Annotated in this window: 17 protein-coding genes; 10 read left to right on the plus strand and 7 right to left on the minus strand. The window is 53.2% G+C overall.

Features of this window, described 5'->3' with window-relative positions; genetic code table 11:
* Positions 1-52 precede the first annotated feature (52 nt).
* From IP581_RS10515 to IP581_RS10535, 5 genes are all read left to right on the plus strand, one after another.
* Positions 53-1,660: an EAL domain-containing protein gene (locus IP581_RS10515; protein ID WP_193822495.1), complete on the plus strand. Its 1,608-nt coding sequence runs from the start codon at positions 53-55 to the stop codon at positions 1,658-1,660.
* A 95-nt stretch (positions 1,661-1,755) separates the two neighbouring features.
* A complete protein-coding gene (locus IP581_RS10520; RefSeq protein ID WP_086869271.1) occupies positions 1,756-2,820 on the plus strand; it encodes an AI-2E family transporter in 1,065 nt (354 codons plus the stop codon).
* Positions 2,821-3,202: 382 nt separating this feature from the next.
* Positions 3,203-3,559, plus strand: coding sequence for a multidrug/spermidine efflux SMR transporter subunit MdtJ (gene mdtJ / locus IP581_RS10525; RefSeq protein ID WP_086869269.1), 357 nt, complete (start codon positions 3,203-3,205; stop codon positions 3,557-3,559).
* Positions 3,546-3,875, plus strand: a complete 330-nt coding sequence (mdtI, locus tag IP581_RS10530; protein ID WP_193822496.1) for a multidrug/spermidine efflux SMR transporter subunit MdtI — start codon at positions 3,546-3,548, stop codon at positions 3,873-3,875. The genes mdtJ and mdtI overlap by 14 nt, the downstream gene beginning before the upstream one ends.
* A 107-nt stretch (positions 3,876-3,982) precedes the next feature.
* The gene (locus IP581_RS10535; protein ID WP_193822497.1) at positions 3,983-6,145 is read left to right on the plus strand and encodes a putative bifunctional diguanylate cyclase/phosphodiesterase; all 2,163 of its coding nucleotides are present in this window, start codon (positions 3,983-3,985) and stop codon (positions 6,143-6,145) included.
* A 1-nt stretch (position 6,146) separates the two neighbouring features.
* On the opposite strand, the gene IP581_RS10540 is transcribed toward IP581_RS10535, so the two are convergent.
* The 4 genes from IP581_RS10540 to IP581_RS10550 all read right to left on the minus strand — a co-directional run bounded on the left by IP581_RS10540 (position 6,147) and on the right by IP581_RS10550 (position 9,242).
* Positions 6,147-6,977, minus strand: coding sequence for a trypsin-like serine peptidase (locus IP581_RS10540; RefSeq protein WP_086869262.1), 831 nt, complete (start codon positions 6,975-6,977; stop codon positions 6,147-6,149).
* 99 nt (positions 6,978-7,076) lie between these two features.
* Positions 7,077-7,160 (minus strand): small membrane protein YdgU, encoded by an 84-nt coding sequence (gene ydgU / locus IP581_RS24180; protein WP_086869259.1) that lies wholly within the window; start codon positions 7,158-7,160, stop codon positions 7,077-7,079.
* A 97-nt stretch (positions 7,161-7,257) separates the two neighbouring features.
* The gene (gene asr / locus IP581_RS10545; protein ID WP_086869257.1) at positions 7,258-7,593 is read right to left on the minus strand and encodes an acid resistance repetitive basic protein Asr; all 336 of its coding nucleotides are present in this window, start codon (positions 7,591-7,593) and stop codon (positions 7,258-7,260) included.
* Positions 7,594-7,757: 164 nt separating this feature from the next.
* Positions 7,758-9,242 (minus strand): carboxypeptidase M32, encoded by a 1,485-nt coding sequence (locus IP581_RS10550; protein ID WP_193822498.1) that lies wholly within the window; start codon positions 9,240-9,242, stop codon positions 7,758-7,760.
* Between the two features lie 133 nt (positions 9,243-9,375).
* Here IP581_RS10550 and IP581_RS23890 point away from each other — a divergent pair, with 133 nt between their 5' ends.
* Positions 9,376-9,468 carry a KPN_01571 family protein gene (locus tag IP581_RS23890; RefSeq protein ID WP_211772900.1) on the plus strand — a complete coding sequence of 31 codons (93 nt, stop codon included), beginning with the start codon at positions 9,376-9,378 and terminating at the stop codon, positions 9,466-9,468.
* A gap of 61 nt (positions 9,469-9,529) precedes the next feature.
* Here IP581_RS23890 and IP581_RS10555 read toward each other — a convergent pair whose 3' ends face one another.
* Entirely contained in the window at positions 9,530-10,780 is a 1,251-nt protein-coding gene (locus IP581_RS10555) for an MFS transporter (RefSeq protein WP_086869253.1), read from the minus strand.
* Between the two features lie 119 nt (positions 10,781-10,899).
* On the opposite strand from IP581_RS10555, the gene IP581_RS10560 reads away from it, so the two are divergent.
* The 4 genes from IP581_RS10560 (at position 10,900) to IP581_RS10575 (ending at position 16,895) form a co-directional block, all read left to right on the plus strand.
* On the plus strand, positions 10,900-11,796 hold the full coding sequence (locus tag IP581_RS10560; protein ID WP_097402053.1) for a LysR family transcriptional regulator: 897 nt from the start codon (positions 10,900-10,902) through the stop codon (positions 11,794-11,796).
* A 129-nt stretch (positions 11,797-11,925) separates the two neighbouring features.
* Entirely contained in the window at positions 11,926-13,146 is a 1,221-nt protein-coding gene (mlc, locus tag IP581_RS10565; protein WP_193822499.1) for a sugar metabolism global transcriptional regulator Mlc, read from the plus strand.
* A gap of 125 nt (positions 13,147-13,271) precedes the next feature.
* The gene (gene bioD / locus IP581_RS10570; RefSeq protein ID WP_045513380.1) at positions 13,272-13,967 is read left to right on the plus strand and encodes a dethiobiotin synthase; all 696 of its coding nucleotides are present in this window, start codon (positions 13,272-13,274) and stop codon (positions 13,965-13,967) included.
* Between the two features lie 96 nt (positions 13,968-14,063).
* On the plus strand, positions 14,064-16,895 hold the full coding sequence (locus IP581_RS10575; RefSeq protein ID WP_228007837.1) for an RHS repeat domain-containing protein: 2,832 nt from the start codon (positions 14,064-14,066) through the stop codon (positions 16,893-16,895).
* 369 nt (positions 16,896-17,264) lie between these two features.
* Here IP581_RS10575 and dmsD read toward each other — a convergent pair whose 3' ends face one another.
* Complete coding sequence (gene dmsD, locus IP581_RS10580) at positions 17,265-17,876, minus strand: Tat proofreading chaperone DmsD (RefSeq protein ID WP_193822500.1); 612 nt, start codon at positions 17,874-17,876, stop codon at positions 17,265-17,267.
* Positions 17,877-17,916: 40 nt separating this feature from the next.
* A complete protein-coding gene (locus tag IP581_RS10585; protein WP_193822501.1) occupies positions 17,917-18,774 on the minus strand; it encodes a dimethyl sulfoxide reductase anchor subunit family protein in 858 nt (285 codons plus the stop codon).

Raw genomic sequence — 18,774 nt, forward strand, 5'->3', positions numbered from 1 at the left:
TTGATGACAGGCAGACCGCCAGCGCGAGGTGGTCTGCATAAAGGTATTCAAAATGATAAAGGTGCTGAAAAAAAGCGTTTCCATATACATAGCAGCGTTATTTTTATCTTTTACTTTTTTTTATATTGTTGCGCAAGTCGCCTACTATGCCTTTATCCAGGAAAAGGTAGAAGATTATGCCGAATCGATACTTGCCCGCAGCGATAATATTATTCTTCAGGTCCGCGAAATTAACGCATTACGCGAAGAATTTTCTGTCTACACACCCTGTAGCGATCCCTATCTGCACGCCTTAAGAAAACGCTTATGGCCCTATCCGCTGATAAAAGATATTGGCTATGTTGAAGATGGCAGAATAATCTGTTCTGCGCTGTGGGGGAAATATCCTGCGCCGTTATCACTCAATGTGTTCAAGAATAAAGTGAGCAGAGGCAGTTATACCTGGGTCTTCGATGCGATGATTGAGAGCAATATAACTGCTGATGTTGTTTATAATAATAATTTCTCTGTCACTGTATCACCCTTTGCGTTTACCCGCTTTCGCGAAGAATCTACCCGGTGGGGGTTGAATGCGGTTGTCGGCGACTTTAATCACAAGCAACATTTTTTCCGCGTCGGTAATAATACTTCGCTACTCGAAAATATAGAGCATGGTAAAGTGCATGATCTCTTTTTTATTGCTGAGAAGTCATGTGATGCGCGGCATGATATCTGCGTCGTGGCTGGTGTCAGACACTCTTTCGTGTTTAACGATAATGGTTATATTCTGGTTTTCCTCTTTTGTGTGGCCTCGCTGGTAGGGCTGATTATTGGCGCGTTAATCAGTAAAAACCAGCATGAGAACCAGTCATTATTAACCCGATTAGAAAATGCCATTATTAATAAAGAGTTGCATTTTGTTTATCAACCGCTTTACAGGGTAAAAGATAAAAGTATCATCGGGGTGGAAGTGCTGTTGCGCTGGAATGATAAACAGATGGGAAATATTGGTCCGGATATTTTCATTCCGCTGGCAGAAGAGAATGGCTTAATTAATAAAATAAGTCTTTATGTGGTTGAGCATGCTATCAAAGAGTGTGGTGCGGCACTGAGAGAAAAAGATATCACCCTAAGTATAAATGTCAGTTGTTCAGATATCTGCTCAAAGACATTCTATCAGCGGCTTGTTGATACCCTGCAACATGAAGGCGTGGCAGGGAAACATATCATGCTGGAAATCACCGAAAGGCAGAGTGGCCGCATCGAAGATATTATGCAGTCAATACAGTTATATAAAGAGCATGGCGTATTATTTGCGCTGGATGATTTCGGCACCGGTTATTCAAATTTAAAATGGCTGTCCATGCTGGATGTTGATGAAATAAAAATTGATAAATCAATAACCGATTCTATCGGTACGCAATCCATTAACCGCCATATTCTGCCTGGTCTTATCGCGATGTTTAAAGATATGCCACGCATTATTGTTTTCGAAGGCGTTGAAAATGAAGCTCAGCATCTCTTTTTGCAAGGCAATTTACCGGAATCCTGCGCACAGGGCTGGTATTTTTCCAAAGCATTAGCTTTTTCTGAGATAGAAAATCTTCTGGCACAGGTAAAACAAACAGGTGAATGCGCCGTTCAGGGCGCTGATAACGACGCCGCCGTGATGACATCCTGACGGCGAAACGGCTCTGCCGCCTGAGGCGTCTCTGTTTTTACAATCAATGGGTAACGCTCTACACTGGTGGGCAGTTTCCCCATTGGATGTCCCGGATGACAACACTTAAAAGTAATAATTTCTTCTTTATCATTCTGTTATTACTGGTCAGTCTGGCGTTTTTCAGCCTGATCCAACCTTACTACTCCGCCATTATCTGGGCGGTGATCCTGGCGCTGATTTTTTACCCGCTGCGCATGCGTTTATCGGCGCTGCTCGGCGGGCGCAACGGCGTGGCATCGCTTATCACCGTGTTGCTGATCTGCGTGATTGTTTTTATTCCGTTGATGATGGTGCTCTCTTCGATCGCCGTGGAGGTCAATAGCCTGTACCAGCGGTTGCAGAATAACGGTACCGATTTGCCGCAGTTGTTAAGCAACGGGATCGCGCATCTGCCGGAGTGGGCAAAAAATTCGCTGCGTGAAAATGATTTCGATTCGGTCGCCTCGATTCGTGAAAAACTTTCCGGCGTGGCGCTGAGTGTCGGACGCTATCTGGCGGGCAGCGCAGTACTGATCGGCAAAGGCACGCTGGGAATTACCGTCGGCTTCTGTTTGATGGTCTATTTGCTGTTCTTTTTACTGAAAGATGGCGCAGAACTGGTGCGTAAAATTTACGCCGTGATGCCGCTGTCGGCGACCATCAAACGCCGCCTGTTCCTGAAATTCGCCGGTGTGGCGCGCGCCACGGTCAAAGGCACGCTGGTCGTGGCCATTGTGCAGGGGGCGCTGGGCGGTATCGGTTTCTGGTTCGCCGGTTTTAACGGCAGCTTGCTGTGGGCGACGTTAATGGCGTTTTTGTCGCTGATCCCGGCAGTGGGGACGGCGATTGTCTGGATCCCGGCGGTGATCTTTCTCTACTCCACCGGCGAGTTGATCACGGCGACCGTCCTGACGCTCTACTTCGTGATTGTGGTGGGGCTGGCTGACAATATTTTGCGCCCGCTGCTGGTGGGTAAAGATACCCGTATGCCGGACTATCTGATCCTGCTCACAACACTCGGCGGGCTACAATTCTTTGGCATTAACGGTTTTGTGCTGGGGCCGATGATTGCCGCGCTGTTTATTACCTCATGGAATTTGCTGGCGCAGTCGCGGGCGAATACCGATAAACAAGCGTAATAATATTTAAAAACGCCGTCCGCAATATTATGACGGCGTTTTTTCTTTGTCGTAAAGAAATGCAAAGACTTTGAGTAAAATCTTAGCCTGTGATAAAAAAGGGCAGTGTTTAACTACCGAGGACAATTTATTTCCGCCACGATGAGAAGCAATTCGCGGATAATTGTAATTATATGGACATTCTGTTCAGTGCTTTAAAACCTGTCTTTTCCCTCCCGTCTTCTTTCTGCTGCCTGTTGGCAGATGACCAGTACTGGCGCTCTGCGCTGTAGTTTTCTCGCTGCCTGAGCTGGCACATTGTGCCCGGCTGACATCGTTGTTTTTCCGGTTTTCCGTCGTTCGGTAAGCCGCAGGAAAGTATGCTCTCAAGCAGGAGAAAAAAATGATTTACTGGATTCTATTAGCCCTCGCAATTATTGCTGAAATAACCGGCACGTTGTCGATGAAATGGGCAAGTATTAGCGATAGTCATACCGGTTTTATTTTAATGCTGGTGATGATTGCGCTGTCGTATATTTTTCTGTCATTCGCGGTTAAAAAAATAGCCCTCGGTGTGGCGTATGCATTATGGGAAGGCGTGGGCATATTCATTATTACGCTTTGTAGCGTCTTTCTTTTTGATGAACCATTATCACCGCTGAAAGCCGCCGGTCTGGCCACGCTGGTGCTGGGCATTGTGCTGATCAAATCCGGGACGCGTAAAGTCGTGCGTCAGGAGCGTAACCATGCTGCAGTTTGAGTGGGTTCACGGCCTGTGGCTGGCAATGGCGATTGTGCTGGAGATTGCGGCAAACATCTTTTTAAAACTCTCGGACGGTTTTCGCCGCAAGTTGTATGGTTTCGCTTCACTTTTCGCCGTGTTAGCGGCATTTAGCGCCTTATCGCAGGCGGTAAAAGGTATCGATCTCGCGGTGGCGTATGCACTCTGGGGCGGGTTTGGCATCGTCGCTACACTCGCCGCAGGTTGGGTGCTCTTTGGGCAGCGCCTGAATTATAAAGGCTGGCTTGGCCTGGCGCTGCTGATTGTCGGTATGACGCTGATAAAACTCGCCTAATGTTAAGTTGCCCACGTTTGTGGGCAATGAAATTCGCGGCATGTATCAGGCTTAGGATACTATCTCTTAACACCTCTGTTTCCCCGGACACCAGTAAGGGTCGGCCAATGTTTAACCCGTTAAGCTGGCGCAATATCCCCACGGCAAGGACGCTGTTTGTCATGCTCTTTATGGCCGGCATCGGACTCATTGTTTCCGTTGTCGCGCTGCTCTATCTTTCGCTGCACCTCATTAGCGCTAAGGCCAATGAAATTGATGAACATCGCACCGCGCTTTCTGTGCAGGGCGCGATTCAGACGGCGGTAAACCGTACCCGGTCGCTGGTCATTGATAACGCCGTCTGGGATGAGGCGGTTCAGGAAGCGTATCGTCCTCAACTGGATAGCGCATGGCTATACAGCACCTGGGGTGCTGGTTTTAAAATCAATAACCTGTACGACGGCACCTTTGTGCTGGATGAGAAGTTCGCCGTGCTATGGGGGGCGTTTCGCAACCAACCTTTTACCGAGCCTAATCTCGCCTTTTTTGGCGACGGGCTGGCCGCGCTGATTCGCGACCACAACGAGCCGCTGCGTGAAGGAAAGGAGGTTTTCGCGGGCATCACCCGCACGCGCGAAGGGGTGGCATTTGTCAGTATCGGGCTTATCCGTCCGGCGCGCGGGCAGCTTGATATTGACGACGAGACGCGCCGCTACCTGGTGATCACCCGCCATCTCAACGAGAAGCTGCTCAGCGATCTGGGAAATACCTTTCAGATTGAGGATTTGCGCTTGCAGGCACGAGCTGCCACCGTCGCCAGCATACCGCTGCGCGGCTCGGCAGGAGAAACGCTGGGGTATTTAAGCTGGACGCCGCATTTGCCCGGCGCAGAGGCCGCGCAGGTGGCTGCGGGCAATATCCGCCAGATAGCTGCGCTGGCGGCGGGGTTGATCCTGTTGTTTATCGCGCTCAGCAGCGCCGGGCTTTACAAACTGGCGCGTGGGGAAAAGCTGGCGCGCAAAATCGCGCTGACGGACTGGTTAAGCCGTTTACCTAACCGCCGCGCGCTGATTGAACACCTCGACAACCTGAGCGCAATGGGCGATCCCGATATGATAAGCGTAGTGTTTATCGATCTCGACGGCTTTAAAGACGTGAATGACATTTACGGCCACGATGTTGGCGATCGGCTGATTGTGACGATAGCCGACACGCTACGGCAAAAAGTGCCGACCGGCGGCGTGCTGGCGCGGATGGGCGGCGATGAGTTCGCCATGACGCTGAGCGGTCCGTGGTCACTGGAAAAGGCTGATGATTTTGCGCATAACGTGTTGCGCTACCTTGAGACACCTGTACGCATTGGCAAACGGACTATCCATATTGGTGCCAGCATCGGTGTTGCCAGCGGTACGCTGCTGGAGTGTTCCAGTTCAGAGCTGTTTCGCCGCGCGGATATCGCCATGTATCACTCAAAAATTACCGGCAAAGCACGGATGACCCATTATGACGCGGCGCTGAACAGCGCGCGTGAACGGCAATTAATGATTGAAAATGACATCCGTGACGGGCTGGAGCGCGATGAGTTTGATGTCTGGTATCAGCCGATTATCGATGCGAAAAGCCAGACGATGATTGGCGTTGAAGCGCTGGCGCGCTGGCCGCGCCGTCCGGATGGCGAACTCAAGCCGGATGACTTTATCCCGGTCGCCGAAACCAGCGGGCTTATCTACGCGCTCGGGCAGTTTGTGCTGCGCCGCGCCTGTAGCGATTTGCAGCAGCTTAATCACCTGAAGTTGTCGGTCAATATCTCGCCCGCGCAATTTCGCGACCCGGAATTTGAAGACAAAGTGGCGCGGGTGCTGGAAACCTGTCTGTTTCCGCCGCACCGTTTACAACTGGAGGTGACGGAAACCTACGTGCTGGAAAACCCGGAGCGCGCCCGGTCGGCCATCGCCAACCTGAAAGCGCTGGGCACGGCGGTTGCGCTGGATGATTTCGGCACGGGCTATTCGAGTATTGGCTACCTGCGGCGCTTTAATTTCGACACCATAAAAATTGATAAATCGCTGGCCGGGCTGGTGGATGACGATGAACAAGCCTCGGCGCTGGTGAGCGGCACGATCCGTATTGCCAGCGCGCTGGGCATGCAGGTGGTGGCGGAAGGTGTGGAAAACGAAAAGCAGATGAAACTGCTGCGGCTGGCCGGCTGCGACCAGCTGCAGGGTTACTATTTCAGCGAACCGATGCCGCTTAATGATATTTTGCAGTTACGTTTGCGGCCAAAAGGCTGAATTACTCGTCGGCCTCTTTTGCCAGCGCTTCCAGCTTGTCGCGAAAACCGGTAACCGAAATGGCGCGGTTGTCGGCGCGCCAGCGATCTTTCGCCGCTGGCGCCGAGCTTTGCACGGCAATCAACTGCCAGCCTGCATCGGTTTTCAGCATCAATGGCGAACCACTGTCGCCCGGTAGCGTGTCGCACTGGTGCGACAAAACGCTATTTTGCGCCCAGCCGGTGACCACACAGTCCTGATGGCTGAACAGGCTATCAAGATGATCTTCCGGGTAGCCCGCCTGCGTAACTTTACGGTCGGTCGCTTTTAGCGCGGCGGTGAGTTCATCTTTGTCGCCGACAAAGATCGGCAGCGGCGTAATGCCGGAAGGGGGATAACGTAACACGATCAGCCCGAAATCCCAGGGCGCGGCGGCAGAGGGGACAATCCAGCCATCGCCATCGGCTTTCAGGCGATGGCCAAGCGACGGATCGACACGACCTTCAATACCGTGAATTTCATACCGCCAGCTGCCTCGTTGCGAAACAAAGCGCAGCGCGACGGCTTTATCCGCTTTGCCGCGCGGCGGCGTTAACAGGCAGTGCCCGGCGGTTAATGCCAGGTGCGGGGAGATAAGCGTTGCCGTGCACAGATTGCCGCTGGCGGTTTCCAGCTGGCCAATCGCATCCCATGGCGCTTTGGTAGGGGTAGTAACAGGAACCCTGTCATCATGACCAAAAAAGAGCGTTTTCACATCACGGGCGCTTATCGCGTCATCGCCGCTATCGTCAGCATGTCCAACAGCGGAAAACAAAAACAGCGGTCCCAGCAACAGCACAACGGTTTTTCGCATATCACACTCTGGTGGGGTAATTATGATTATTAACGTAAACCCAGATAAACAAATATAGACGGGACGAAAAGAAAGTGGGAGTAAAATCAGCGTGCTACATCAATAAAGATAAAAGCGGACGGCAATCAGTGCGCAGACGATCAACATCGCCAGAATCACTTCAAAACGATAACGTCGCAGCATCACAGGCCCTCCAGAGAAAAACGGCGCTTCACCCGAAGGGTTCAGCGCCGACTTGTCACAGCGTTCTGCTACGAACGCCGGTATCAGACACGTTTACTTATGCAGCCGGTTGTGCAGCCGGTTTGGTCGCAGTGTGTTTAACGTGTTTTTTGTGGTGTTTTTTCGCAGCCTGAGCTTTCTGCTCTACAGCCGGTTTAGCCGCTTTTTTGTGGTGTTTTTTCACTTTTGCAGCCTGAGCTTTCTGCTCAACGGCTTTTTTGTGTTTTTTGTGCATTTTTTTAGCCGGTGCAGCCTTAGTGGTAGCAGCCGGTGCAGCGGTCGTTGCTGCCGGAGCAGCAGCCGGAGCCTGAGTGGAAGTAGCGGTGTCAGCAGCGAAAGCAGCAGAAGACAGACCCAGAGCAGCGGCAACAACCAGAGCTAATACTTTTTTCATTCCGATATCCTCGAATTGGTTTCTTCATTCAACCCCACTGCGGGGCCGTTGAAAGAACTATATCTCTGTAATTAAACGCCTTCCGTGAGTGATTGGTTTCGGCGTGTAACGTAATGTACAGGGGAGAGGAACCGCGCCGAAACTGCCGCTCCGGCGCGGATTTATCAGAGGTAACGGCGGAGAAGATGCTGGTGGAAATAGTCGGCGTTCAGTGCTTCGCCCGTGGCATTCTGAATAAGTTGCGCGGTGCTGAAGCGGCTGCCGTGCTGCCAGATATTTTGTCGCAGCCAGTCAAAGAGCGGCGTAAGATCGCCGGCGGCAATCGCCTCGTCCAGCCCTGGCAGCGCGGTTCGCGCGGCGTGGAACAGTTGCGCGGCATACATGGCACCAAGCGTATACGACGGGAAATAACCAAAGCCGCCATCGGTCCAGTGAATATCCTGCATACAGCCGTTGCGGTAGTTGCCTTCGGTGGAAAGCCCCAGCCAGGCCTGCATTTTTTCATTCCACAACCCCGGAATGTCATCAACCTCAATCTCGCCGTCGATCAGCGCGCGTTCAATCTCATAACGCAGAATCACATGCGCCGGGTAGCTCACTTCGTCCGCATCGACACGGATATAACCCGGTTTTACACGCTGGTTCCAGGCGATAAAGTTGCGTTCTTCAAAGGCCGGTTGCATACCGAAACGTTCAATAATGGCCGGTTGCAGACGGCGCAGGAAAGCTTCGCTGCGGCCTAACTGCATTTCAAAGAACAGGCTTTGTGATTCATGAATCGCCGTGGAACGCGCCAGGGCAATAGGCTGGCCCGGCCAGCTGCGCGGCAGATTTTGTTCATAACGCGCGTGGCCGGTTTCATGTACCACGCCGAACAGCGCGCTCAGCAACTCATTTTCATCGTAACGCGTGGTAATACGCACATCTTCCGGTACGCCGCCGCAAAAAGGATGGGCGCTAACATCGAGCCGACCGCCGTTAAAGTCGAAACCGAGTTGCTTCATCGCCTGCAAACCCAGTTCGCGCTGATCGGCAATCGGGAATGGTCCCTGCGGCGCAATCAGCGCTTGCTGCTCCTGTTTTGCCACCGCTTTTTTCAGCAGATCCGGCAGCCAGGATTTTACCTCGCCAAACAGTTCATCAAGGCGGGCGCTGGTCATATCCGGCTCGAATTTATCCAGCAGCGCATCGTAGGGTGAACACCCTTTCGCGGCGGCCCGCAGTTTGGCCTCTTCACGCGCCAGTTTAACCACCTCTTTCAGATTGGCGGAGAAACCAGCCCAGTCATTGGCGGGGCGCTGCGTGCGCCAGGCGTGCTCACATTTGCTGCCCGCCAGCGACTGCGCTTCAACCAGCGATTCCGGCAGCAATGCGGCTTCCTGATAATGCCGCTCAATTTCGCGCAGGTTGGCCTGCTCAATATCGTCCAGATCTTCTTGCCGTGCGTTGGTGATCCACTCGCCCACCTGTTTATCGGTCAGGATCTGATGGCGCAGGACGCTTAACTCAGCCAGTGCTTCGCCGCGTGCGGCACTACCGCCTGGCGGCATCATGGCAAACATATCCCAACTGGCAATCGAAGCGAGGTGTGAAAAGCGCGACAGGCGCAGGAAAGTGCGGGTGAGCTGGTTATAGTTGTGCTTGTCCATTATGCCTCTGAGTTTTCGCGTGTGATCGTGTAACCACCTAAAAGTAGTAGTTATTCAATACATTTCCTGAACTGTACCATAATAGGAATAATCTGTTTATTTAACCAATGCCAACGCGTAACGCAGCACCATTATGAATCCATTTGTCTGGGTAATATTTGCTCTACTGGCACTTGATGCGGTGCGGGAATTAATGGGCACGGCGTCGATTTTGAGTCTGTTTTGACACACACGAGCACAGCGTAAAAAAAAGCCCTGCATGCGCAGGGCCGTTGACTATCGCAGCATTAATGCAGGCGAGAGTGGAGTCTGCTTCCCACCAGAATGGCAATCACCAGCATGGCGGCGATAAAACCACCCACGCCGTTCCAGCCATAGCTGTGCCAGAACACACCGCCTAATGTCCCCGCCACGCTGGAACCGAGATAGTAGCTAAATAAGTAGAGTGACGAGGCCTGGCCTTTGGCGCGGCGCGCGCGCGGGCCAATCCAGCTGCTGGCGACGGAATGGGCGGCAAAGAAGCCCGCGGTAAACAACAGCATACCGATGAAAATCAGCCCCAGCGTTGAGAACAGTGTGAGCAACAGCCCCAGCAACATGATAGCGGTAGCGCCGACCATCACCGGCCCGCGCCCGTATTTAGTGGTCATCACCCCGGCTTTCGGCGAACTCCAGGTGCCCGTCAAATAGGCAACGGACAGCAGACCCACTACCGCCTGGCTCAGCGTCCATGGTGATTGCATCAGGCGGTAACCGATATAGTTAAACAGGGTGACGAACGAGCCCATCAGCAAAAACCCTTCCAGAAACAACAGCGGCAGTCCCTGGTCGCGCCAGTGCAGACGGAAATTGATAAACAGCGTTTTCGGGCGCAGCGATGTCGGGCGGAAGTGGCGCGATTCGGGCAAAATCCGCCAGAACATCAGCGCAGAAGCCAGCGCAAAGCAGCCAATCACCGCCAGCGCGATACGCCAGTTAAAAAAGTCGGTAAAGACGCCGCTCAGCAGACGTCCGCTCATCCCGCCAATGGAGTTGCCACTGATATACAGCCCCATGGAGAAAGCAACAAAACTGGGGTGGATCTCTTCGCTTAAATAGGTCATGCCAACGGCCGCAACACCGCTGAGCGATAAGCCAATTAACGCGCGCATCACCAGGATGCCGTGCCAGCTGGTCATCATTGTTGACAATAATGTGCAGCACGACGCCAGCAGCAGCGCGGTAACCATGACTTTTTTTCGCCCGATGGCGTCAGAAAGCGGGCCGGTAAACAGCAGACCAATCGCCAGCATGGCGGTGGATATCGAGAGGGAGATACTGCTGCTGGCCGGAGAGACGCCAAACTCCTGTGACAGCACCGGTAAAATGGGTTGGACACAGTACAGCAGGGCGAATGTCGCTAACCCGGCGGAAAAGAGCGCCAGCGTGACGCGCATAAATTGGGGGGTACCACGTTTAATAAATTGTCCCGGCAAAGAGACTGGTTTTTCGTCGACGACGCTTGCCGGCCCGGTGTCAACGGTTGTTGTACGACTCACTGGAGATCCTTAACGTTTATACCCGTGATTTTGGTGACGGGCTTACCACGTCGCTAAGGGTATGAAAGCGGCAATATTCTGTCTAATATATTAATAATCTCAAATAATATGTTTTACGTATGAATATTGAACTGCGTCATTTACGTTACTTTATTGCCGTTGCCGAGGAGCTGCATTTTGGTCATGCGGCGGCACGGCTGAATATTTCTCAGCCGCCGTTAAGCCAGCAAATCCAGAGCTTGGAACAACAAGTTGGTGCGCGTTTGCTTGCCCGCACCAACCGCAGCGTGTCGCTCACGCCTGCCGGGCGGCAGTTTTTGGCCGATAGTCGGCAAATCTTAAGCCAGGTCGATGAAGCCGCCGCACGCGCCATGCGGCTGCACCTGGGGGAAACCGGCGAGTTGCGCATTGGTTTTACCTCCTCCGCACCGTTCATTAAAGCTGTCTCTGACACGCTCTCTTCGTTTCGCCAGCGGTATCCGGATGTGCATATCCAGACGCGTGAAATTAATACCCGCGAACAGATCTCACCGCTCAATGAAGGGTTGCTGGATTTGGGGCTGATGCGTAACACGCCGTTGCCGGAGACGCTGGCCTGGGAGGTGATCCTGCGCGAGCCGTTGCTGGCGATGATCCACAAAGATCATCCTTTAGCGGCGCGTTCGGCGGTGTCGTTAGTAGAACTGGCACAGGAGCCGTTCGTCTTTTTCGACCCGCATGTGGGTACCGGTCTGTATGACGAGATCCTTGGCCTGATGCGCCGTTATCAGCTGACGCCGACCATTACGCAGGAAGTGGGCGAAGCGATGACCATTATCGGCCTGGTGGCGGCCGGGTTAGGGGTGTCGATTTTACCGGCGTCATTTCGCCGCGTGCAGCTAACGGAAATGCGCTGGGTGCCGATTATTGAAGCGGATGCGGTATCGGAAATGTGGTTAGTCTGGTCAAAACATCATGAGCAGGGTAGTGCTGCCGCACGCTTTAAGCAGCAGTTACTCACCGCCGCTGACGGATAAATTTTGTGCATAAGTCATTGCAAAATGTGCTGTAAATCACACGCCGGGGTAAATATTTGACGGCGACCAGTGAAGTGTTTCACCATAGCCGAACGTTTATTTCGAAGCGTGAAAATAAGGGAGTCAGAGGTGGTTGCTGATAGTCAGCCTGGGCATATTGATCAAATAAAGCAGACCAACGCGGGGGCGGTATACCGCCTGATTGATCAGCTTGGCCCGGTGTCGCGCATCGATCTCTCACGCCTGGCGCAACTCGCTCCGGCCAGTATTACAAAAATTGTGCGTGAAATGCTTGAAGCCCACCTGGTGCAGGAGACGGAAATCCAGGAGCCCGGCAGTCGCGGGCGTCCGGCGGTCGGGCTGGTTGTCGAGACCGAAGCCTGGCACTACCTTTCTTTGCGCATCAGCCGGGAAGAGATCTTTCTTTCGTTGCGTGATCTTAGCAGCAAGCTGGTCGTGGAAGATCGCCTCGAGTTATCGCTGGTGGATGAACTGCCTCTGCTGGAGCGCATTATTCTGCATATTGACCGCTTTTTTACCCGCCATCAAAACAAACTGGAACGTTTGACCGCCATCGCGATTACGCTACCCGGCATTATTGATACCGAAAACGGTATCGTTCATCGCATGCCTTTTTATGACGATGTGAAAGATATGCCGCTGGGTGAAGCGCTGGAAAAGCACACCGGGGTGCCGGTGTATGTTCAGCATGACATCAGCGCATGGACGATGGCCGAAGCCCTGTTTGGCGCGTCGCGCGGGGCAAGGGATGTGATTCAGGTGGTTATCGATCACAACGTTGGTGCCGGCGTGATAACTGACGGGCGCTTATTGCATGCGGGAAGCAGCAGCCTGGTGGAGATTGGCCACACCCAGGTCGATCCCTACGGAAAGCGCTGTTATTGCGGCAACCACGGTTGCCTTGAAACCATTGCCAGCGTCGAGAGCGTGCTGGAACTGGCGCAGTTGCGCATGAGCCAGTCAATGAGTTCGATGCTGCATCAAAAACCGCTCACCGTGGAGTGGCTCTGCCAGGCTGCGCAGCAGGGCGATTTATTAGCGAAAGATATCATTAGCGGCGTGGGGGCGAACATTGGCCGCATTCTTGCCATTATGGTGAATTTGTTCAATCCGCAAAAAATACTGATTGGCTCGCCGCTCAGCAAAGCGGCAGACGTCCTTTTTCCCGCCATTGCCGCGTGCATTCGCCAGCAGGCGCTGCCCGCGTATAGCCAGCACATTAGCGTGGAAAGCACGCAATTTACCAACCAGGGCACCATGGCCGGTGCGGCGCTGGTAAAAGACGCGATGTATAACGGATCCTTACTTATCCGTTTGTTGCAGGGGTAACATTTTTACACTGTTGCCATAAAAATTGCGCTACCTCAATCTTGCCCCCTGGCAGTTACCTTAGACTTTCCCCACTGAATTATTTTCCTGGTTTATATTTTCGTAGAACAACGGTGGGATGAGTGATGCTTAAGCGTTTCTTTGTAACGGGTACAGACACTTCTGTCGGGAAGACAGTGGCGTCCCGCGCGCTACTCCAGGCGCTGGCAGCCAGTGGTAAAACGGTGGCGGGTTACAAGCCTGTTGCCAAAGGGAGCAAAGAGACGCCGGAAGGGTTGCGCAATAAAGACGCGCTGGTACTGCAAAGCGTTTCGTCACTGGAGCTACCTTACCAGGCGGTCAACCCCATCGCATTAAGCGAAGAAGAGAGCAGCGTCGCACACAGTTGCCCCATCAATTACACACTGTTGTCAAATGGCCTGGCTGATCTCTGCGATCGCGTCGATCACGTGGTTGTGGAAGGCACCGGCGGCTGGCGTAGCTTAATGAATGACTTACGCCCGCTTTCGGAGTGGGTGGTGCAGGAGCAGATGGCGGTGGTGATGGTGGTGGGGATTCAGGAAGGGTGTCTCAACCACGCCTTGCTGACCGCGCAGGCCATCGCCAGCGATGGCTTGCCACTGATTGGCTGGGTGGCGAACCGCATCAATCCGGGGCTGGCGCACTACGCCGAAATTATCAACGTGCTGAGCAAAAAACTGCCCGCGCCGCTGGTCGGGGAATTACCGTATCTGCCGCGTCCGGAACAGCGTGATTTGGCACAATATATCAATCTGCAAATGGCGACCGGTATGTTAGTGGCCGACCGTATTCTGGCCTGACGCGGGCCATTCGCACATAGCCTGCAGTTCCTGTTTCTCCGCTTATACTCTTTATTGCATTTGATGCAAAAGTAGACAATTTAAGCGGAGAATCTTATGAGTACATCCCTTTACAGTAAAACGCCCCAGGTAACGGTGCTTAATAACCGTGCTCTGGTGGTACGCGATATCGTTTATCACCGCCATCCAGACACTCCGGACGCTACCGATGAGCGCATTACGCGCCATCAGTTCGATGCGCGCGGTTTACCGTCCCAAAGCGTTGACCCGCGCCTGTACGCCGCCGGGCTGGCGAACTTCAGTTACCTCTGCGATCTGAACGGCACGGCGCTGCGCACGCAGAGCGCCGATGCGGGCACTTCCGTTGCCCTGAATGACGCGTCAGGGCGGGCTTTCTTGCAGGTCAGCAATATTGGCGCGGGTAATGACCGCAGCGCGGCCGTCACCCGCACCTTTCAGTATGAAGATGCTGGTCTGCCGGGACGCCCGCTGAGCGTGACCGAGCTGGGAAAAATCAGCGAGCGCTTTGTCTGGGCCGGTAATTCGGCTGATGAACAGAGCCACAACCTCGCCGGTCAACTGGTCAGCCACTATGACCCGGCAGGCCTGCTGTCGACCAGCAGCATTTCCCTGAGCGGCGTGCCGCTTTTTGTCACCCGCCAGTTGCTGCCGGATGATGCAGAAGCTAACTGGCAGGGCGCGGATGCTTCGGCATGGAACGACCTGCTGGCGGGCGAAACCTACACCACTACCAGCACAGTGGATTCTGCCGGAAATGTACTGACCACCACCGACGCGAAAGGCAATGTCCAGCGCGTGGCATTTGATGTGGCGGGGCTGCTGAAAGGCAGCTGGCTGACGATTAATGGCGGTTCAGAGCAGATAATTGTCAAATCCCTGAGCTACTCCGCCGCCGGACAGAAGCTGCGCGAGGAGCACGGCAACGGTGTGGTGACAACTTACAGCTACGAAGCCGAAACCCAGCGGCTAGTGGGGATTAAAACTGAGCGTCTTTTCGCATCGAAAGTGCTGCAGGATTTGCGCTATGAATATGACCCGGTGGGCAATGTGCTGGTTATCACTAACGACGCCGAGGAGACACGCTTCTGGCGCAATCAGGAAGTGGTTCCCGAAAACCGCTACGCCTACGACAGCCTGTACCAGCTTATCAGCGCGACCGGGCGCGAAATGGCAAACGCGGTACAGCAGGGCAGCAGCTTTCCACCCTATTCCTCTTTCGACGACGCCACCTACACGAATTATTCCCGCACTTACACTTACGACAACGCCGGTAATCTGACCAGAATTCAGCACAGCGCGCCCGCGTCCGGTAACAGCTACACCACCAGCATCACCGTCTCTGACCGCAGCAATCGCGCGGTGCTCAGCACGTTTACGGAAAACCCGGCGGATGTGGAGGCGCTGTTTACCGCTGGCGGTCAGCAGAAACAGCTTTTACCGGGGCAGACACTCCAGTGGACGGCTCGTCAGGAGCTGCAGCAGGTCACGCCCGTCACCCGCAACGGCGCAGCAGACGACAGCGAACGTTACCGCTACGACGCCAGCAGCCAGCGCATTGTCAAAACCACCTCACAGCTGACCGGCAACACCATGCAGACAAAACGGGTGATTTATCTGCCGGGTCTGGAACTGCGCAGCAGCGCAACCGAAGAATTGCAGATAATGACGGTTGGCGAAGCCGGCCGCGCGCAGGTGCGGGTACTGCACTGGGAAAGCGGGCAGCCCGCCGGCATCAGCAATGACCCGATTCGTTACAGCTACGACAACCTCACCGGCAGCAGCAGCCTCGAAGTGGACAGCAGCGGCGAGTTAATCAGCCAGGAAGAGTATTACCCCTACGGCGGCACGGCACTGTTTGCCGCCCGCAGCCAGCTGGAGGCGGATTACAAAACCATTCGTTATTCCGGTAAAGAGCAGGACGCGACGGGCTTGTATTATTACGGCTGGCGTTATTACCAGCCGTGGGCGGGCAGATGGCTTTCGGCAGACCCGGCGGGCGGCATTGACGGTCTGAATCTGTTCAGGATGGTCAGGAATAATCCAGTAACATTACACGATGCGGATGGTCTGGAAACTGTTGAAGATGAAATTATTGCGCAGTTAACGCAGATGAAAATCAGTAAGTCCGATCCCAAAACGATTATGGATACAATCAAGAAAATCAACCCGAAACAGAAAGATGCGCACTTACTTGTTGCTCGATATATGAAAGGTACGGGCGCTAAAAGTAATGCTGTTTCAAAATCCTCGTCCAGCCCCACTTCAACTGAGGGTGAATATGATGAATTGACAAGGATGGGAGCGTTATATTTATATTCGACCAATGCTGGTGCTTATTTTATAAATTCAGCGATCAAAAAAGAGCTTGGTGTGGATATAAGCGTTCCTGATCGCAGTACCAGTGTAAAAGAGGCTAAAGCTGAATTTAACCGTACGAACAAAGACTATACGTTTGCGCCAGGAGCGGACATGAGTAAAATTAGTAAATTGATTTCTCGAGGAAAAGCTGTCGAACTTATGAACGCGGCCGCCAATGCTGAAAAAAGAAGAAATGTGGCTACTTATTATCGAGGGACGAAGAGTGGTCCGCTTTTTGAAAAAATAAAGCCTGGGGAATTTGTGAAAACGAATTTCCTTATGTCTGTGACTGACTCAAAAAGAACGGCGAAAAATTTTGCAAGTGGTAAGTATAGTACGAATGAAGGAGAGGAAAATGGTATTGTATACAGAATTATAGGGAGCCCTCGAGTCTTCCAGTATGGGTATGGCGATGAAGAGGAAGGGATATTTCCGGTAGGGACGAAATTCAAATTCACTGGAATTAACGAAGGTTATTATGACTTTACTGAACAATCGGCAAAAGAAATTAAATCCTACAAAGGAACAACTTATCGACTCCTCCGGTAGTGATTAACATTGTTGTGTTAAAAATATAAATAAATGTGAGCCCAAGAAAAATTTATTGGGCTCACATCACTAAATGAGTTTTTTTCACACTTGGCGCTAATAATAAATATTCAGCGCGCCGCGTATTTTACTGGCACTTTAATGTTGAATAATGTAATTCTGTGAAATATCGTAATAATAACGGCATTTTTCATCCACACTTCACCGTGTGTGAATTCCAATATTTCACATAAAATGCAACACCTCTAATTTTTCATTTATAAAAATTGGAACAAAAAGAATATTTTGGGCCTGTCAAATGGCGAGGGGGGAATAATAATTCTCACTTTCCTCAAAGAGGAACGTCTGAAAACGTTCCACTTTGCATTTTCAGCGAAACAGCGGTTTTTGCGCTACCGGGATAAGCAACTGCGATTGCCACGCAGCGAGCGTAAGCTGTGCGAGCTGGCCCAGCGCGGCGAAAAAAGGGTGCTGTGCTTTGTCACAAAACTCGGCGAGAAATCGCTCACTCCACGGCAGCAGATGCCAGGCCAGTAATTGATCGCAGGCTGGGTAATTGCCTTGTTCCGCCAGCCACGCCGCCATTAGCAACAAGGTACCGAAGTGATCTTCCGGCTCGTTTTGCCTGGTATTGAACGCAATATTGTTGTCGCGCATCCACTGGCGTAGCGCCAGCGTCGAGTCGCCAAACAGTACGCTCTCTTTATCCAGCCATACTGAACCCCACGGTGGCGCGGGTAGCGCCCACGGACCGATGAAGAGCCGCTGCCAGGCTTCATCCAGCGGCTCATCGCAAGGCTGCGCGAACGCCTCCGCCAGCGGAATAAGTTCATCTCCCTGTAACGGCCATTGTTCCAGCCACTGGCGACTGCGTAGCGCGGCGACGAGCGACGCGGAGGGTTCGCTCTGCGGCGGATAGTAAAACAGCGCGCCCAACACGCGGGCGGTAAAAATAAAGGACTCGCGGGTAACGGCGGTCATGGTGTCTCCCGAAAAGCGCGGGTCTCCCCGCGCACTGTTATTAACCCGCGACGGCAACGCCAACGGTCATATGCAGGCCGTAAAACAGACCACGGCCAATGATTTCACCGGCTACCACCAGCACCACCCCGGTCAGCAAACTGCTGGCTTTCGGCTGTCTGCGCATCACCAGCGGACAGATCCAGCAACCGAGACCGAGGGCGACCAGCAATAGACGTACCACCTGCAACAGGCCGTAATCCGGCACCAGCGCGACCGCTTGTTGTACCGAACTGTGCGTTTCGCCAAGTTGTATGCTCTGCAACATGACCACTGCAACGCTTGCGATAAGTGCCGCAACGCTGATGGCGGCAAAACGCGGAGCCGGAAAGCGCATGCCTGCCAGGCGCAGCAGCAACGCCGCCAGCAGCGGACCACCCGTCAACATGGTGAGGAAAAAGGCGGCGGTGGTGTAGCCGTTATGCCAGGTCGGCACGGTATCAATCTGATAAACCCGCGTCATCGCCCAGACAAACAGCACCCCCAGCACCATGCTGATAATCAACCAGCCGCGCCCCAGTGTGGCGGGCAGTTTGCCAAGCCAGGTCAGCAGCCACCAGAAACCGCCGACGGCGAAAAACAGCGATCCGGCGGCGATTTCATTACTCAGTGACGATGCGCCAATGCGATTCAGCGAATTAAACGCACGCAGCGGTGAGCCGAGGTGCATCATTGAGGCGATAAAACCGATGCCCATTAACACCCAGAGTAAAAACTGGCTGCGGACAATCCGCACCTGGCCGCTAGCGTCATCGTTGGCGTTCATCCAGACGAAGCCGGTAACGATCAATCCGCCCGCCACGCACTGGCCGAGCACCGTAAACAGAACCAGCGGCCATTCATGCCATCCGTTTCCCAT

Source organism: Kosakonia pseudosacchari (assembly GCF_015167415.1).
GTDB classification, from domain to species: domain Bacteria; phylum Pseudomonadota; class Gammaproteobacteria; order Enterobacterales; family Enterobacteriaceae; genus Kosakonia; species Kosakonia pseudosacchari.

What these genes read in the sequence shown, in the direction of transcription:
- IP581_RS10520 (WP_086869271.1), top strand. Translation starts at nt 1,756, where the DNA reads ATGACAACACTTAAAAGTAATAATTTCTTCTTTATCATTCTGTTATTA.
- asr (WP_086869257.1), bottom strand. Translation starts at nt 7,593, where the DNA reads ATGAAAAAAGTATTAGCTCTGGTTGTTGCCGCTGCTCTGGGTCTGTCT.
- ydgU (WP_086869259.1), bottom strand. Translation starts at nt 7,160, where the DNA reads ATGCTGCGACGTTATCGTTTTGAAGTGATTCTGGCGATGTTGATCGTC.
- mdtJ (WP_086869269.1), top strand. Translation starts at nt 3,203, where the DNA reads ATGATTTACTGGATTCTATTAGCCCTCGCAATTATTGCTGAAATAACC.
- mdtI (WP_193822496.1), top strand. Translation starts at nt 3,546, where the DNA reads ATGCTGCAGTTTGAGTGGGTTCACGGCCTGTGGCTGGCAATGGCGATT.
- IP581_RS10575 (WP_228007837.1), top strand. Translation starts at nt 14,064, where the DNA reads ATGAGTACATCCCTTTACAGTAAAACGCCCCAGGTAACGGTGCTTAAT.
- bioD (WP_045513380.1), top strand. Translation starts at nt 13,272, where the DNA reads ATGCTTAAGCGTTTCTTTGTAACGGGTACAGACACTTCTGTCGGGAAG.
- IP581_RS10585 (WP_193822501.1), bottom strand. Translation starts at nt 18,774, where the DNA reads ATGGGAAACGGATGGCATGAATGGCCGCTGGTTCTGTTTACGGTGCTC.
- dmsD (WP_193822500.1), bottom strand. Translation starts at nt 17,876, where the DNA reads ATGACCGCCGTTACCCGCGAGTCCTTTATTTTTACCGCCCGCGTGTTG.
- IP581_RS10550 (WP_193822498.1), bottom strand. Translation starts at nt 9,242, where the DNA reads ATGGACAAGCACAACTATAACCAGCTCACCCGCACTTTCCTGCGCCTG.
- IP581_RS10515 (WP_193822495.1), top strand. Translation starts at nt 53, where the DNA reads ATGATAAAGGTGCTGAAAAAAAGCGTTTCCATATACATAGCAGCGTTA.
- IP581_RS10535 (WP_193822497.1), top strand. Translation starts at nt 3,983, where the DNA reads ATGTTTAACCCGTTAAGCTGGCGCAATATCCCCACGGCAAGGACGCTG.
- IP581_RS23890 (WP_211772900.1), top strand. Translation starts at nt 9,376, where the DNA reads ATGAATCCATTTGTCTGGGTAATATTTGCTCTACTGGCACTTGATGCG.
- IP581_RS10540 (WP_086869262.1), bottom strand. Translation starts at nt 6,977, where the DNA reads ATGCGAAAAACCGTTGTGCTGTTGCTGGGACCGCTGTTTTTGTTTTCC.
- IP581_RS10560 (WP_097402053.1), top strand. Translation starts at nt 10,900, where the DNA reads ATGAATATTGAACTGCGTCATTTACGTTACTTTATTGCCGTTGCCGAG.